At 72.0% G+C, this 15,514-nt stretch carries 13 protein-coding genes; 8 read left to right on the top strand and 5 right to left on the bottom strand.

From position 1 onward, the window contains the following. Positions 1 to 80 precede the first annotated feature (80 nt). Positions 81 to 1,301 (bottom strand): phosphoribosylamine--glycine ligase, encoded by a 1,221-nt coding sequence (purD, locus tag WA640_RS17030; protein WP_106362882.1) that lies wholly within the window; start codon positions 1,299 to 1,301, stop codon positions 81 to 83. A 158-nt stretch (positions 1,302 to 1,459) separates the two neighbouring features. On the opposite strand from purD, the gene purB reads away from it, so the two are divergent. The 4 genes from purB to purL all read left to right on the top strand — a co-directional run bounded on the left by purB (position 1,460) and on the right by purL (position 6,205). Beyond that, positions 1,460 to 2,905, top strand: a complete 1,446-nt coding sequence (purB, locus tag WA640_RS17025; protein WP_442904769.1) for an adenylosuccinate lyase — start codon at positions 1,460 to 1,462, stop codon at positions 2,903 to 2,905. 104 nt (positions 2,906 to 3,009) lie between these two features. After that, positions 3,010 to 3,255 (top strand): phosphoribosylformylglycinamidine synthase subunit PurS, encoded by a 246-nt coding sequence (gene purS / locus WA640_RS17020; protein WP_106362884.1) that lies wholly within the window; start codon positions 3,010 to 3,012, stop codon positions 3,253 to 3,255. Then, positions 3,252 to 3,935: a phosphoribosylformylglycinamidine synthase subunit PurQ gene (gene purQ / locus WA640_RS17015; RefSeq protein WP_106362885.1), complete on the top strand. Its 684-nt coding sequence runs from the start codon at positions 3,252 to 3,254 to the stop codon at positions 3,933 to 3,935. Before purS ends, purQ begins: the two co-directional genes overlap by 4 nt. Beyond that, positions 3,932 to 6,205 carry a phosphoribosylformylglycinamidine synthase subunit PurL gene (purL, locus tag WA640_RS17010; protein ID WP_335989114.1) on the top strand — a complete coding sequence of 758 codons (2,274 nt, stop codon included), beginning with the start codon at positions 3,932 to 3,934 and terminating at the stop codon, positions 6,203 to 6,205. The genes purQ and purL overlap by 4 nt, the downstream gene beginning before the upstream one ends. A gap of 45 nt (positions 6,206 to 6,250) precedes the next feature. Here the strand turns inward: purL and WA640_RS17005 are convergent, their stop codons facing one another. Further along, positions 6,251 to 6,625: a sterol carrier family protein gene (locus WA640_RS17005; protein WP_442904779.1), complete on the bottom strand. Its 375-nt coding sequence runs from the start codon at positions 6,623 to 6,625 to the stop codon at positions 6,251 to 6,253. 233 nt (positions 6,626 to 6,858) lie between these two features. On the opposite strand from WA640_RS17005, the gene WA640_RS17000 reads away from it, so the two are divergent. The 3 genes from WA640_RS17000 (at position 6,859) to purM (ending at position 11,962) form a co-directional block, all read left to right on the top strand. Beyond that, positions 6,859 to 8,922, top strand: coding sequence for a carboxypeptidase regulatory-like domain-containing protein (locus WA640_RS17000; RefSeq protein ID WP_335989109.1), 2,064 nt, complete (start codon positions 6,859 to 6,861; stop codon positions 8,920 to 8,922). Positions 8,923 to 9,338: 416 nt separating this feature from the next. Next, positions 9,339 to 10,874 (top strand): amidophosphoribosyltransferase, encoded by a 1,536-nt coding sequence (purF, locus tag WA640_RS16995; RefSeq protein WP_106362889.1) that lies wholly within the window; start codon positions 9,339 to 9,341, stop codon positions 10,872 to 10,874. After that, positions 10,871 to 11,962 carry a phosphoribosylformylglycinamidine cyclo-ligase gene (gene purM, locus WA640_RS16990; RefSeq protein WP_106362890.1) on the top strand — a complete coding sequence of 364 codons (1,092 nt, stop codon included), beginning with the start codon at positions 10,871 to 10,873 and terminating at the stop codon, positions 11,960 to 11,962. The genes purF and purM overlap by 4 nt, the downstream gene beginning before the upstream one ends. Here the strand turns inward: purM and WA640_RS16985 are convergent. After that, entirely contained in the window at positions 11,928 to 13,028 is a 1,101-nt protein-coding gene (locus WA640_RS16985) for a phosphatase PAP2 family protein (RefSeq protein WP_335989107.1), read from the bottom strand. The two genes, purM and WA640_RS16985, sit on opposite strands and share 35 nt — an antisense overlap. Before the next feature lie 165 nt (positions 13,029 to 13,193). After that, the gene (locus WA640_RS16980; RefSeq protein WP_335989104.1) at positions 13,194 to 14,108 is read right to left on the bottom strand and encodes an oxidoreductase; all 915 of its coding nucleotides are present in this window, start codon (positions 14,106 to 14,108) and stop codon (positions 13,194 to 13,196) included. A 116-nt stretch (positions 14,109 to 14,224) separates the two neighbouring features. Here WA640_RS16980 and WA640_RS16975 point away from each other — a divergent pair, with 116 nt between their 5' ends. Then, positions 14,225 to 14,806: a TetR/AcrR family transcriptional regulator gene (locus WA640_RS16975; protein ID WP_335989103.1), complete on the top strand. Its 582-nt coding sequence runs from the start codon at positions 14,225 to 14,227 to the stop codon at positions 14,804 to 14,806. Here the strand turns inward: WA640_RS16975 and WA640_RS16970 are convergent. After that, positions 14,784 to 15,506: a maleylpyruvate isomerase family mycothiol-dependent enzyme gene (locus tag WA640_RS16970; protein ID WP_335989102.1), complete on the bottom strand. Its 723-nt coding sequence runs from the start codon at positions 15,504 to 15,506 to the stop codon at positions 14,784 to 14,786. The two genes, WA640_RS16975 and WA640_RS16970, sit on opposite strands and share 23 nt — an antisense overlap. Positions 15,507 to 15,514 lie beyond the last annotated feature (8 nt).

Below are 15,514 nucleotides of genomic sequence, written 5' to 3'. Positions count from 1 at the left end.
ATGTCCCTGACCGAGGCCCCCTTCTCAAGAACCTGTATCACCCGCCTCCGACAAGGAGGCGGAGGTGAGGGATGCACGCGTTAGATGTTCGCGGCGATGTCCTTGCGGTAGTAGCCGCCTTCGAGTTTGACGCCTTCGGTGAGGGCGTAGGCCTCCTGGCGGGCTTCGGCGACGGAGCGGCCGGTGCCGACGCAGCCGAGGACGCGGCCGCCGGTGGCGATGAGCTGGCCGGAGGCGTCGAGGGCGGTGCCGGCGTGGAGGATGCCGTCGGCGTCGGCGCCGAAGAGGGGGCGGCCGGTGACCGTGGTGCCCGGGTAGCCCTCGTTGGCGACGACGACGCACACGGCGGCGCCCTCGCGCCACCACAGGGAGCCGAAGTCGGCGAGCTTCCCGGTCGCGGCCGCGTACAGGAGCTCCCCGAGCGGGGTCTCCAGGAGCGCCAGGACCGCCTGGATCTCCGGGTCGCCGAAACGGGCGTTGAACTCGACGACCTTGAGGCCCTTGGAAGTCAGCGCGAGGCCGCAGTACAGGGTCCCGACGAACGGGATGCCGCGCCCGGCGAGCTCGGCGAGGGTCGGCTCGGCGACGCGCTCCATGACCTCGGCGACCAGGTCGTCCGGGGCCCACGGCAGCGGCGTGTACGCGCCCATGCCGCCGGTGTTCGGGCCGGTGCCGCCGTCGCCGATGCGCTTGAAGTCCTGCGCGGGCAGCATCGGCTTCGCGGTCGTGCCGTCGGCGATGACGAACAGCGACACCTCCGGGCCGTCGAGGTACTCCTCGATGACCACGCGCTCGCAGTCCATGGCGTGCGCGAGCGCCTGCTCGCGGTCCTCGGTGACGACGACGCCCTTCCCGGCGGCGAGGCCGTCGTCCTTGACGACGTACGGCGCGCCGAACTCGTCGAGCGCCGCCTCGGCCTCCTCGCGGGTGCGGCAGGCGCGCGCGGCGGCGGTCGGGACGCCCGCGGCGGCCATGACCTCCTTCGCGAACGCCTTCGAGCCCTCGATGCGGGCGGCCTCGCCGCCCGGTCCGTACACGGGGATGCCCTTCGCGCGGACCGCGTCGGCGACGCCCGCGACGAGCGGGGCCTCCGGCCCCACGATCACGAGGTCGGCCGCGCAGGTCACCGCCAGGGACGCCACCGCGGCGGGGTCGGTCTGGTTCACCGGCACGCACTCGCCGAGCGCGGCCATGCCGGGGTTCCCCGGAGCGCAGATGAGCTTGGTGACGGATTCGTCCGCGGCCAGGGCCGCCGCGAGGGCGTGCTCGCGGCCGCCGGAGCCGATCAGGAGTACTCGCACACGGCCAGTTTACGGGGTGGATACGTGCTGGTTAACCGCCACGCCGAGTGGTTCCGGTTACTGGGCGTCTTGCTTCGCACGATCGCGCATGCGTGAACCAAAACTCGCCCGGCCATGGTGTGGTCAGGGCCCTGACCAGGCTTCCTCACTGTTCATGCATGCATGAACAGTGCCATCATTGCCCCGTGACTGCGAATGTGCTCGCCGAGCGTTATGCCTCCGCGCCGATGCGCGACATCTGGGACCCCGTCGGGAAGATCAAGGCCGAGCGGCGCCTGTGGATCGCCGTGCTCCAAGCCCAGCACGACCTCGGCGTCACCGTCCCCGACGGCGTGATCGCCGACTACGAGCGCGTTCTCGACCAGGTCGACCTCGCCTCGATCGCCGAGCGCGAGCGCGTCACCAAGCACGACGTCAAGGCCCGCATCGAGGAGTTCTCCGACCTGGCCGGCCACCAGCACATCCACAAGGGCATGACCAGCCGCGACCTCACCGAGAACGTCGAGCAGATGCAGGTCCGCGAGTCCCTCGAACTCGTGCAGGGCCGCATCGTCGCCGCGCTCGTGCGCCTCGCCGCCCGCGCGCAGCAGTACCGCGACCTCGTCATGGCCGGACGCAGCCACAACGTCCCCGCCCAGGCCACCACCCTCGGGAAGCGGTTCGCGACCTGGGCCGAGGAGCTCCTCGCCGCCCACGACCGCATCGAGGACCTGCTCAAGCGGTACCCGCTGCGCGGCATCAAAGGCCCCGTCGGCACCGCCCAGGACATGCTCGACCTGTTCGGCGGCGACACCGCGAAGCTCGCCGAGCTCGAACGGCGCATCGCCGCCCACCTCGGGTTCGAGCGCGTCATGGACTCCGTCGGCCAGGTCTACCCCAGGTCCCTCGACTACGAGGTCGGCACCGCGCTCGTCCAGGCCGTCGCCGCCCCCTCCTCCGCCGCGCTCACCATCCGGCTCATGGCCGGCGCCGAGCTCGCCACCGAGGGCTTCATGCCCGGCCAGGTCGGGTCCTCCGCCATGCCGCACAAGATGAACACCCGCTCCTCCGAGCGCGTCAACGGCCTCGCCGTCGTCGCCCGCGGCTACGCCGCAATGCTCGGCGAACTCGCCGGGGACCAGTGGAACGAAGGGGACGTCTCCTGCTCGGTCGTCCGCCGCGTCGCCCTCCCCGACCTCTGCTTCGCCGTCGACGGGCTCTATGAGACGTTCCTCACAGTCCTCGACAACTTCGGGGCCTACCCCGCCGTCATCGGCGCCGAACTCGACCGCTACCTCCCCTTCCTGACCTCCACAAAGGTCCTCATGGAGGCCCTCAGGCAGGGCGCCGGCCGCGAGGACGCCCACGAGGCCATCAAGGAGCACGCCGTCGCCGTCGCCCGCGCCATGCGCGAGGACGGCCAGCGCGAGAACGACCTCTTCGACCGCCTCGCCGCCGACCCGCGCCTCCCGCTCGACCGGGACGGGCTCGCCGCGCTCGTCGCGAATACGGGTGAATTCACCGGCGCCGCAGGCGATCAGGTCGACCGTGTCGCCGAAAGGGTGGCCGAAGCGGCGAAAGCGCACCCCGAGGCGGCCGCGTACCGGCCCGGCTCGATCCTCTGACGGGCTGTGACCTGGCCCCGGTCCCGCAGCGCGGCGCTGGCCCAGGTCAGTGCCCGTGAATATGCTGGTCCTGTTCCGTCCATGTGACCGACAGGAGTGCGACCGTGGCCCGTGTAGTGGTCGACGTGATGCTGAAGTCCGAAATCCTCGACCCCCAGGGCGAGGCCGTCCTCGGGGCGCTGCCCCGCCTCGGCGTCACCGACGTGTCGTCGGTGCGGATCGGCAAGCGCGTCGAGATCGAGTTCGACGAGAACGCCCGGAACGTCGAGGAGCAGTCGCGCGTCATCGCCGACCAGCTCCTGGCCAACCCCGTGATCGAGTCGTTCGCCATCTCCATCGAGGGCGCATGAGCGCGCGCGTCGGGGTCGTCACCTTCCCCGGCTCCCTCGACGACCGGGACGCCGCCCGCGCGGTGTACCTGGCCGGGGGCGAGCCGGTCGCGCTGTGGCACGACGACGCCCAGATCCACGGCGTCGACGCCGTGTTCCTGCCCGGCGGGTTCTCCTACGGCGACGCGCTGCGCTGCGGCGCGATCGCCCGCTTCAGCCAGGTGATGGACACCGTGAAGGCCGCGGCCGCCCAGGGGATGCCCGTCCTCGGCGTCTGCAACGGCTTCCAGGTCCTGTGCGAGTCGCACCTGCTGCCCGGCGCGCTGGTGCGCAACGCCCACCTGCGCTACCGCAACCGGCCCGCGCGCCTGCGCGTGGAGACGACCCGGACCGCGTGGACGAACGCGTTCGCGCCCGAGGCCGAGATCGTCCTCCCCGCCAAGCACGGCGAGGGCCGGTACGTCGCCGACGAGGCGGTCCTGGACCGGCTGGAGGGCGACGGCAGGGTCGTCTTCCGGTACCTCGACAACCCGAACGGCTCGATGCGCGACATCGCCGGGGTGGCGAACGAGGCCGGGAACGTCGTCGGCCTCATGCCCCACCCCGAGCACGCCGTGGAGGCGCTGACCGGGCCGTCGACCGACGGCCTCGGCATCGTCGCCTCCGTCCTGGCCCACCTCAGCGAGGGAGCGAGCCGATGACCAGCTACGTGGCAGTGGACACCGTCGGGGTCGCCTCGGCGACCCCCGACGAGAAGCAGCCGTGGGCCGAACTGGGCCTCAAGGACGACGAGTACCAGCGGATCCGCGAGATCCTGGGCCGCCGCCCCACCCAGTCCGAGCTCGCCATGTACTCGATCATGTGGTCCGAGCACTGCTCGTACAAGTCGAGCAAGGTGCACCTGCGCCAGTTCGGGCAGAAGAACCCGCGGACCCCGCGCCTGCTGGCCGGGATCGGCGAGAACGCCGGCGTCGTCGCCATCGACGAGAACATCGCCGTCACGTTCAAGGTCGAGTCGCACAACCACCCGTCGTACGTCGAGCCCAAGCAGGGCGCGGCCACCGGCGTCGGCGGCATCATCCGCGACATCATCGCGATGGGCGCCCGCCCGATCGCCGTCATGGACTCGCTGCGCTTCGGCGCCATCGACCACCCCGACACCACCCGGGTCCTCCCGGGCGTCGTCGACGGCATCGGCCACTACGGCAACTGCGTGGGCCTGCCGAACATCGGCGGCGAGACCTACTTCGACCCGTGCTACCAGGGCAACCCGCTCGTCAACGCGCTCAGCGTCGGCGTCATGCCCCGCTCGCGCCTCCAGTCGATGCAGGCCTCCGGCACCGGGAACGTCGTGATCCTCCTCGGCGCGAAGACCGGCCGCGACGGCATCGGCGGCGTGTCCGTCCTCGCCTCCGCGACGTTCTCCGAGTCCGGCGAGGACGACGCCCGGCCGTCGGTGCAGGTCGGCGACCCGTTCACCGAGAAGCTCCTCATCGAGGTGTGCCTGGAGCTGTTCGACGCGCAGCTCGTCGTCGGCGTCCAGGACCTCGGCGGCGCCGGGCTCACCTGCGCGCTCAGCGAGACCGCGGCCGCCGGCGACGGCGGCATGCACGTCGACCTCGAACTCGTCCCCTTGCGCGCCAAGGGCATGGAGCCGCACGACATCCTCGCCTCCGAGTCGCAGGAGCGGATGCTCCTCATCGTCGACCCGGCCAAGGCCGAGGAAGTACTCGCGCGCGCCCACCGCTGGGGGCTCCTCGCCACCGCGATCGGCACCGTCACCGACACCGGCCGCCTCGTCGTGGACTTCCACGGCCAGACCGTCGTCGACGTCCCGCCGAAGTCCCTCGCCGACGAGGGCCCGGTCTACAATCGGCCCCTCGCCGAGCCGAACGACCTGGGGCTCATCGCGGTCGACCGCGCCGAGACCCTGCCGCGCCCGGCCACCGACGAGGAGATCCGACAGACCGTCCTCGACATGGCCGCCAGCCCGAACCTGTGCGACAAGTCCTGGATCACCGAGCAGTACGACTCGTCGGTGTTCGGGAACACGGTCCTGGGCACGCCGCACGACGCGGGCGTCGTCCGCCTCGACGAGCGCACCGGCGTCGGCATCGCGATCTCCCTCGACGGCAACGGGCGCTTCGCGCGCCTCGACCCGTACCACGGGGCGCAGCTCGCGCTGGCCGAGGCGTACCGGAACGTCGCCGTCACCGGCGCGACCCCGATCGCCGTCTCCGACTGCCTGAACTTCGGGTCCCCCGAGGACCCGCACGTCATGTGGCAGTTCGAGCGGGCCGTCACCGGGATCGCCGACGGATGCCAGAAGCTCGGCATCCCCGTCACCGGCGGCAACGTCTCGTTCTACAACCAGACCGGCCGCGAGGCGATCCACCCGACGCCCGTCATCGGCGTGCTCGGCGTGATCGAGGACGTGGCCCGGCGGATCCCGCTCGGCCTGGGCCGCACCGGCGACACGATCGCGCTCATCGGCACCACCGAGGAGGAGCTGTCGGGCTCGGAGTGGGCCGCGGTCAAGCACGGGCACCTCGGCGGCGTGCCGCCGAAGGTCGACCTGGACCACGAGATGAAGCTCGCGGACCTGCTGTCGCGCCTGGCCGAGACCGAGCAGCTCGCTGCCGCGCACGACCTGTCCGAGGGCGGGCTGGCGCAGGCGCTGGTCGAGGCGATCTCGTTCTCCGGCATGGGCGCGCAGATCCTCCTGCCGGAGGGCGCCGACCCGTTCACGTACCTGTTCTCGGAGTCGTCCGGGCGGGTGCTCGTGGTGATCCCGCGGGGCCAGGAGCTCGCCGTGCGCTCGGCGTGCGAGTCCCGCGGCCTGCCGATCACGCCGCTGGGCGTGGCCGACGCGAACACCGACGGCCTGCACCTGCGCGACCACTTCGACCTCTCCCGCGACGAGATCGACGCGGCCTTCAAGGGCCGCATCGGCGCCCGCCTGGGAGAGTAAGGACACAGAAGTAAGGAATAGGGCCCTCGGCGTTCGCCGGGGGCCCTACTCGTCTGCGTCTGCTTCTCGTGCGTCGAGCGGTTCGCCGCGGGGGCCGGTCAGGGGGAGGACCTCGGTGAGGTCGGCGCGCTGGCCGGAGGCGGAGACGCGGCCCGCGGCGACGGCGTCGGCGAAGGCGAGGCGGCCGGCGGCGAGTTCGACGAACACGACCGGGTGGCATTCGACGACGTTCGGGGGCGTGCCGCGCCGGTGGCGGGGGCCCTCGACGCACTGCACCGCGCCGTACGGCGGGACGCGCACTTCCACGGAGTGTCCTGGGGCTTTGGCGGCGAGCGCGCGCAGCAGCTCCCGCACCGCCGCTTTCAGGGTCTCCTTGTCGGGGGCCTCGTCGTTGTCGATCGCGGCGATGGCGTCGGCCACAGCGTCCACGGAGAGACCTCCCGGTCACGTTAGACTGCCCGTTACGGCACGTTGCCGAACGGCGATGATCGCCGCTGGACCGTCGCCCGCGGCACCGCCCGCACCCCGGTCCCGTAACCGAAATGAGACCAGGCATAGTGGCGACGACGGCCCGCTTCCGTGGGTTCGTCGTGCCTGCCCGCTGCGAGATCCGCGGGCCGGGCCCGAAAGCACATGCCCAGGAGGGGATGTAGATGACCGTAGCGGCCGCACCGAGCGGGACCCAGGGTAGCGCCCCGCGGTCCCCGCGCAGGCGACGGGGTGCTCTGGCCTCGCGCCTCGCCGGCCTCGCCGCGGCGGGCGGCGTCCTGCTGCTCGGCGTCCTCGCGTTCCCGCAGGCCGCGATGGCCCAGGGGCAGTTCACGGCGACGATCAACAGCCAGAACCCGTTCATCGACATCGGCGGCGCGCCCGCCTCGGTGTCGGTGACGCTGGCCGCCGCGCACAACGACCCGATGGGCAAGGACGCGGACGTGTCCGCGGAGCTCGAAGGGATCGGCGACTACGCGTACATCACCGTGCAGGACGGCGGCGGGTGCACGATCACCGGCGACACCTCGGTCAAGTGCGAGGACGTCCCGATGGGGCAGACCCGCAACATCACCTTCCTGATCAACCCCTACCCGGACTCCGACCTCCCCGCGGGCCAGCAGGAGATGGGGCAGTTCAAGGTCAAGTACAACGGCGGCGACACCTCCACGAACGTCACCGTCACGGGCAACGCCCAGAACTCGGTCAACAAGATCAGCGGCAAGGTCACCTCGAACGGCGAGCCCGTCGAGGGCGCGAAGGTCGTCCTCAAGGACGGCGAGGGCAACGAGCGCGACACCGAGACCGGCGGCGACGGCGGCTTCGAGTTCACCGGCGGCGGCAACCCGATCAAGGCCGGCGACATGACCCTCACCATCACCAAGGAGGGCTTCGAGGAGAAGGTCGAGGAGTTCACCGTCGAGTCCGGGGACTTCAACCGGAACGTGACGCTCGCCCAGGTGCAGGAGGAGGAGACGTCCTCCGCGGCCCCGACCACCGAGGCCGCCCCGTCCCCCGAGCCGAGCGAGACCAAGGACGAAGACGGCGGCGGGATCTCCGGCACGCTCCTGTTCCTCATCATCATCGGCGCGCTCCTGGTGATCGGCGGCATCGTCGGCATCGTGTTCCTGCTGCGCGGCGGCAAGGACAAGGACGACGACGACGGCGAGAGCTTCGCGCCCGACGGCCCGCCCGAGCACAAGCCCACCGCCGCCCAGGTCGGCTCGCCCGGCGTCTACCAGGCCGGGCCCGCGCCCGGCTCCGAGGCGCCGACGATGATCCACCCCGGCGGCCTCGTCGACGGCGCGGCCGCGGCCCCGACCGCGTTCGGCCCCGCGTACGGTGGCGGCTCGGACTCCACGCAGGTCATGCCGCAGGGCGGCTTCGGCGCCCCGCCCGCCGGGCCCGGCCCGGTCGGTCCCGACGGGACGACGATCCTCCCGGTCGTGAAGCAGCCCGGCGGCCCCGGCGCGTCCGACGCGACGCAGATCATGCCGCAGGCGAACCTGTCGAACCCGCCCGCGGCCCCGCACGGGTCGTTCGGCGCCGACGCGGCCACCCGCCCGCACCCCTCGCCCACGGGGGCGTTCGGCGCGGACCCGGGCGCGACCCGGCCCCACCCGTCCCCGACGGGCGCGTTCTCCGACCCCGGTGCGACCCGCCCGCACCCGGGCGCGGCGCCGACCGGCTCGTTCTCCGACCCCGGTGCGACGCGGCCCTACTCGGCGCCGACCCCGCCGCCGTCCGGCGGCGGCATGTTCGAGCCGCAGAACCCGGGCCTGGTGCCCGGCGCGCCGTCGGAGCCCCGCCACGGCGGCCCGAGCGCGCCCCAGTACGGGCCCGGCTCGCAGAACTTCGGCGGCGGCCCGGCCCAGCCGAGCCAGCCGCAGGGCTACGGCCAGTCCCAGAACTACGGGCAGCCCGGGCAGGGCTTCGGCGGCGGCCAGGGCGGCCCGAGCCAGCCGCAGGGCTACGGCGCGCACGGCGCGCCGAGCGCCCCGCAGGAGCCGACCGGGTACGGCCAGTCCATGCGCCGCGACCCGTACGCCCCGTCGGAGCCCTCGGCCCCGCCCGCCGGGACCCGCCCGATGCCCCAGTACGGCAACCAGTCCCAGCCCTCGGCGCCGTCCTACGGCAGCGAGGCGGACCGCGACCCCGACGACCCCGACTCGCGCCGCACCGAGCGCCGCAGCTGGGGCGAATGGGACGACCGGCCCCGCTCCTGGTAGCCGAGAGCCCGGTCACGATCGCAGCCCCGATCGGGTGACACGAGCGCCGCGGGGGCCGATTCCTGTCGGACCCCCGCGCAATGCTGGCCGCTATGTTCCCCGGGGTGGGTGGGGGCTAGGGATGGAACTACTACTAGCCCACCCACCCTCCGGGTGGAGCGCGCCCCGCTCCCTGCGTCCGAGTCTTGCCCGCGCCCGTGCCTCGCCCGCGCCGGGCCACCGCCTGCGTTCGCCTGCCCCGGCGGTGAAACCGGCCCCGGTGGGCGGAAATGCGCGGAGTTTCACCTAGTCGGGGAGGGGCACGGCACACACCCGCGCTCGTTGGACAGTGGCGCCGCGCCGCAGGTCCGATAGACTGGCACCTGCGGCTCGGGCGAACCGGGCGGCGATTCTGCCAGCCGACTGAGGAGTTAGCAGTGGCCCGAGGTGACGGTCGACTCACCACGGAACTCGATCCCGACAATCCCGGCCCCCGCGACGCCTGCGGCGTCGTCGGCATCTGGGCCCCAGGGGAAGAGGTCTCCAAACTCACCTACTTCGGGCTCTACGCGCTCCAGCACCGCGGCCAGGAGGCCGCGGGCATCGCCGTCTCCGACGGCGCCCGCACCGTCGTCTACAAGGACCTCGGGCTCGTCGCCCAGGTCTTCGACGAGTCCACCCTCGCGCCCCTCCAGGGCCACCTCGCCATCGGCCACGCCCGGTACTCCACCACCGGCGCCCCCACCTGGGAGAACTCCCAGCCGACGATCCGGTCCACCTCCACGGGCACCGCGATCGCTTTGGCGCACAACGGGAACCTCGTGAACACCGCCGACCTCCTCAAGGAGGTCGACCGGCTCGGCATCGACATGGGGACCACCACCTCCGACACGCACCTCATCACCGCGCTCCTCGCCGCCCACCCCGACGAGTCCGTCGCCTCGGCCGCCGAGCGGGTCCTCCCGCAGCTGCGCGGCGCGTTCTGCCTCGTCTTCATGGACGAGAACACCCTCTACGCCGCCCGCGACCCGCAGGGCGTCCACCCGCTCGTCCTCGGCCGCCTCGCCTCCGGCTGGGCCGTCGCCTCCGAGACCGCCGCCCTCGACACCATCGGCGCCCACTTCGTGCGCGAGGTCGAGCCCGGCGAGCTCATCACCGTCGACGAGCACGGCCTGCGCTCCACCCGCTTCGCGAACCCCGAGCCCAAGGGCTGCCTGTTCGAGTACGTGTACCTCGCGCGCCCCGACACGAAGCTCGCCGGGCGCAACGTCTACGCCACCCGCGTCGAGATCGGCCGCACCCTCGCCAAGGAGCACCCCGTCGACGCCGACCTCGTCATCGGCGTCCCCGAGTCGGGCATCCCGGCCGCGATCGGCTTCGCCGAGCAGTCCGGCATCCCCTACGGGCAGGGCTTCACCAAGAACCAGTACGTGGGCCGCACCTTCATCCAGCCCTCGCAGTCCCTGCGCCAGCTCGGCATCCGCCTCAAGCTCAACCCGCTCGTCGACCAGATCAAGGGCAAGCGCCTGGTCATCGTCGACGACACGATCGTGCGCGGCAACACCCAGCGCGCGCTCGTGCGGATGCTCCGCGAGGCGGGCGCCGTCGAGGTCCACATCCGCATCTCCGCGCCGCCGGTCGAATGGCCGTGCTTCTACGGCATCGACTTCGCCACCCGCGCCGAGCTCATCGCCGGGTCGCTCGACGTCGACGGGATCCGCGCCCAGATCGGCGCCGACTCCCTCGGGTACGTCTCGATGGACGGCCTGGTCCGCGCCACCGAGCAGCCCGCGTCCCGCCTCTGCATGGCCTGCTTCGACGGGAACTACCCGATCGAGCTGCCCGCCGCCGACCTCATCGGCAAGCACCTCATGGAACCGCAGCCCCAGTCCGCCGCGTCTCATTCACCCACTGCCCAAACCAAGCGAACCACCGAAGCGAGCACGCAAGTGCGGGAAGGGACCACAGCGTGAGCAGCGGCACCACCACTCAGAAGACGATCTCCTACCAGTCCGCGGGCGTCGACATCGACGCCGGGGACCGGGCCGTCGAGGCGCTCAAGCCCTCGATCCGCAAGACCACCCGTCCCGAGGTCGTCGGCGGCATCGGCGGGTTCGCCGGCCTGTTCGCGCTCGACACCGAGAAGTACAAGAAGCCGCTGCTGGCCTCCTCCACCGACGGCGTCGGCACCAAGCTCGTCATCGCGCAGAAGCTCGACATCCACGACACCGTCGGCATCGACCTCGTCGCGATGGTCGTCGACGACCTCGTCGTGTGCGGCGCCGAGCCGCTGTTCCTCCTCGACTACATCGCGACCGGGCAGGTCGTGCCCGAGAAGATCGCCGACATCGGCGCCGGGATCGCCGACGGCTGCCGCTACGCGGGCTGCTCCCTCATCGGCGGCGAGATCGCCGAGCACCCCGGGGTCATGAAGCCCGACGACTACGACATCTCCGCCACCGGCGTCGGCGTCGTCGAGGCCGACGAGCTGCTCGGCCCCGAGCGCGTCAAGCCCGGCGACGTCGCGATCGCCATGCGCGCCTCCGGCCTCCACTCCAACGGCTTCTCGCTCGTGCGCCAGGCCCTGTTCGGCGTCGGCGGCCTCGACCTCGGCGCCGTCATCCCCGAGTTCGCCACCGCCGAGCGCAACCAGCGGACCCTCGGCGAGGAGCTGCTCACCCCCACGCACATCTACGCGAAGGACTGCCTCGAACTCGCCAAGGAGTGCGACGTCCACGCGTTCGCGCACATCACCGGCGGCGGGCTCGCCGGGAACCTCGTCCGGTCGCTCCCCGAGGGCCTCCAGATCGAGGTCGACCGCGGCACCTGGACGCCGAACCCTGTGTTCGACGTCGTCCAGCGCACCGGCGGCGTCTCCCTCGAAGAGATGGAGCGCACCTTCAACATGGGCGTCGGCATGGTCGCCATCGTCGCGCCCGACCAGGTCGACCGGTCGCTCGCCGTCCTCACCGCCCGCCACGTCGAGGCGTGGACGATCGGCGAGGTCACCGGCGGCGGCTCCGGCGTCAGACTCGCCGGTGACTATCTGACGGCTGGCTAGGGATCTCCGGGTCCCCGTCGGGGCCCGGCTCCTCCGCGTCCGCGGACGCCGCGGCGACCGCCTCGCGGTGCTGCTTCGCCTTGATGCTCAGCCACAGCCACAGCAGGCCCAGCGTCGGCAGCACGGCCGCCGAGATGAGCGCCGGGATCAGGTGCAGCGTCGGCGTCAGCATGACCCCGAGGATCAAGAGCACCGAGATGAGGATGGTGCGCCGCGTCGCCGGGTCGAACACCGCGACCGGGCCGAGCGGGATCGTCGCCCACGGGACGCGCTTGGCGCAGCGGATGATGATGAGCCCCAAGAGGAACCCGGCGGGCTCGTCCGAGAGCCAGTGCTGGCCCAGGAACACCTGCGAGGAGAACACGATCACCGGCGGCGCGATGAGCAGGGTCAGCCGCGCCCACCGCGGCAGGATCCCGCCGACGAGCATCACGATGAGCCCGAACAGCAGGATCGAGTTCACCGCGTGGCCCGAGGGGAACGCGGTCGCGTCGGGGATGCCGCCGCCGCCCTCCGGGTGGTAGGTGAACAGCAGCGGCCCCTCCGGCGAGACCTCCTGGAGCGCGAACGGGTGCTGCGACAGCGGTCGGCCCAGCAGGTGCTTCATGCCGAGGATGCTCGCCAGGGTGATGAACGACAGCACGTACATCAGCAGCGGCCGGATCGACCGGGACCGCAGCGCGCACCAGATCGCGATGAGCAGCGTTACCGTCGCGACGGTGCGGGCCTGCCCGAACTCGGCGCCCGCCTTCGCGAGGTCCCGCAGCCACTCCACGTCGTTCGCGTCCACCGCCCACAGCCGCACCTCCCAGTCGAGGCGCACCAGCCACGACGGGTACGACACGAAGAACGCCAGGCCCAGGAACGCCAGGAACATGAGGAGGTCGGGCCACCAGCTCGTCGGCCGCTTCCCGTACGGTTCCCAGTCGAACCAGCCCACGGGGATGTACCGGCGCAGGGGCGTGATGATCTGCCGCACCAGGGCGCCGTCGGAGACGGTGACGCCGCGGTCGGTGATGTTGTCGCTCCTGCGCGCGGTAGTCGACCGGTTCGATTCAGAAGACATATACGGATGTTCGCCGGTCAAAGTGAATTTTGATGCCGCCACACCCGAACTGGACCGAATTTGTTATCAGGTCGGTATATATGGTGTGGTTTGCGACGCAACACCGATGAGCTGCACCGATACTCAGCGATACCGGTCACGTTCCGACAGCGTAGCGGCGGGACCTCACGCGGGCGCCGGGAGGCCGAAGCGGACCCCCGTCAGCTCCTCCGAGACCGTCCACAGGCGGCACGCCGTCGCTGTGTCGTACGCCTCCTTCACGGCGCGGACGAGGACCGGTGCGCCGGTGCGCTCCTTCCTGCCGTCGGGGCCGAAGTACTGGCCGCCTTCGGCGTCCGGGGCCGTGGCGGCGCGCAGCTGCGGGAGGGCGCCCGCGGCCGGGGGCTGCGTCGTGAACGGCACGAGCAGGTTCGCGATGAAGCGCCACTGCGCGTTCATGCTGCGAAGCAGGCCGGTCGAGGAGAACCCCGGGTGGGCCATGAGGCTCTTGACCGGGCTGCCCGCGGCGCGCAGGCGGCGGTCGAGTTCGAGTCCGAAGAGGAGGTTCGCGAGCTTCGACTGCGAGTAGTAGGCGACGGGGCTGCGGCGGCGCTCGCCGACCGGGTCGTCGAAGTGGATGCGGCCGTGGCCGTGCGCGAGCGAGGAGACGGTGACCACGCGCGGGTCCGGGCCCTGGAGCCGGTCGAGCAGGAGCCCGGTGAGCGCGAAGTGCCCGAGGTGGTTGGTGGCGAACTGGATCTCGTGGCCCTGCGGGCTGAGCGAGAACGGCGGCGCCATGATGCCCGCGTTGTTGACGAGGACGTCGAGCGGGGAGTCGAAGCCGTCCGCGAACGCGCGCACCGAGTCCAGGTCGGCGAGGTCGAGGCGGCGCACCTCCAGGTCCGCGCCCGGCACGTCGTCGCGGATCGCCCCGGCCGCGGCCTCGCCCGCGGCGGTGTTCCGCACCGTCATGACGACCCGCGCCCCGCGGCGGGCCACGGCCCGCGCGGTCTCCAGGCCCAGCCCCGAGTTCGCGCCCGTGACGAGGTAGACCCGTCCGGACTGGTCGGGGATGTCGGCGGTGCTCCAGTCGTGCGTCATGGTCCAGCCCTTCGCTCCGGTAAGATGAACCTTGCTTCATCATATAATGAAGCACGATTCAGGTTATGGCAACTCCGCAGGACCGACTATGATGCTCCGCGGGGAGAGGAGACCGCATGCCGGACCAGCGGCCGCTGCGCGCCGACGCCGCACGGAACCGCGCGAGGATCATGGAGGCCGCGACGCGCCAGATCATGGCCCGCGGTCCCGAGGTCCCGATGGAGGCCATCGCCGAGGACGCCGGCGTGGCCGTCGGCACCCTCTACCGGCACTTCCCCACCAAGCAGGACCTCGTCGTCGCCGTCCTCGCGGAGTGCTTCGGCGCGTTGACGAGCGCCGCGGAGGCCGCCGCCGACCGGATCGACGCGGGCGCCAGCGCCATCGCCGAGTTCACCGCGTTCGCGCGGATCGTCATGGAGGACGCGGCGGGGAACCTCGCGATGAAGGCCGCGGCCCGCTCGCTCGGCGCCGACGTCCACGAGGCGGAGGAGCGCCGCCGCGGCGAGGCCGCGATGGCGCGGCTGCTGGACGCGGCGAAGGCCGAGGGCACCGTGCGGCCCGACCTGGGGATCGAGGACTGCTACCTGTTCTTCATCACCGTGCCGGTGGACCAGCCGCCCGCGGTGCGCGACCGCTGGTTCGAGCTGATGCTCGCCGGGTTCCGCGCGGGGGCGGTCAATACGTCAACGGCCCCTTGAGGACCGAGAGCGCCGCGGACCGGTCGCCGTCCCATTCGAGGGCCGGGTCGTCCTTGGTGAGGCGCCCCCACAGCATGAGGAGGAGCTCCCCGGCGGTGCCGGTGACCTCGGCGACGGGGTCGCCGGGGCCGTAGATCCACCAGTCGCCGGTGTCGGAGGCGGTGAACTTGACGCACGCGTCCGGGGGCCAGGCCTTGCCGACGCCGACCATCTTGGGCGCCAGGACGTCGAGGACCTCGGAGACGCCCGCGGCGGCGAGGGCCGGGTCGAGGGGGGCGGGCACGTCGACGGTCTGCTGGGCGTCCCAGCGGTGGAGCATGGTCTCGACGGCGATGGACCGCTGCCAGTACCCGGCGTTCGGGGGCGTGAAGTGGCCCCACGCGGGGGTCTCGGGGTCGACGTCGAGGGACATGACGAGGAGTTCGGCGGTGCCTTCGAGCCACCGCAGGAGCTCGCCGCGGTCCTGCGGGGCCAGCGGCGGCGCCCCGTCGGGGGGCGTGTCGCCGCCGGTCCACTCGGTCACGCACGCGGCGGTGAACAGGTTCGAGTGCCCTACGGCGCGTGCGAGTCCGGCGAGGTCGACCGGTTCGGCGAACTCCTCGCGGTAGGCGATGGGCGCGCCGAGGTCGCCCTCGGCGACGCAGGTGCGGAACGCGTCCATCTCGCGCCGGAAGCACCGCAGATATGAAGCACCGTCCATACCTCCAC

The organism is Glycomyces sp. MUSA5-2 (genome assembly GCF_037034145.1).
GTDB lineage: Bacteria > Actinomycetota > Actinomycetes > Mycobacteriales > Micromonosporaceae > Glycomyces > Glycomyces artemisiae.
This window is presented reverse-complemented; position numbering and strand designations above follow the sequence as displayed.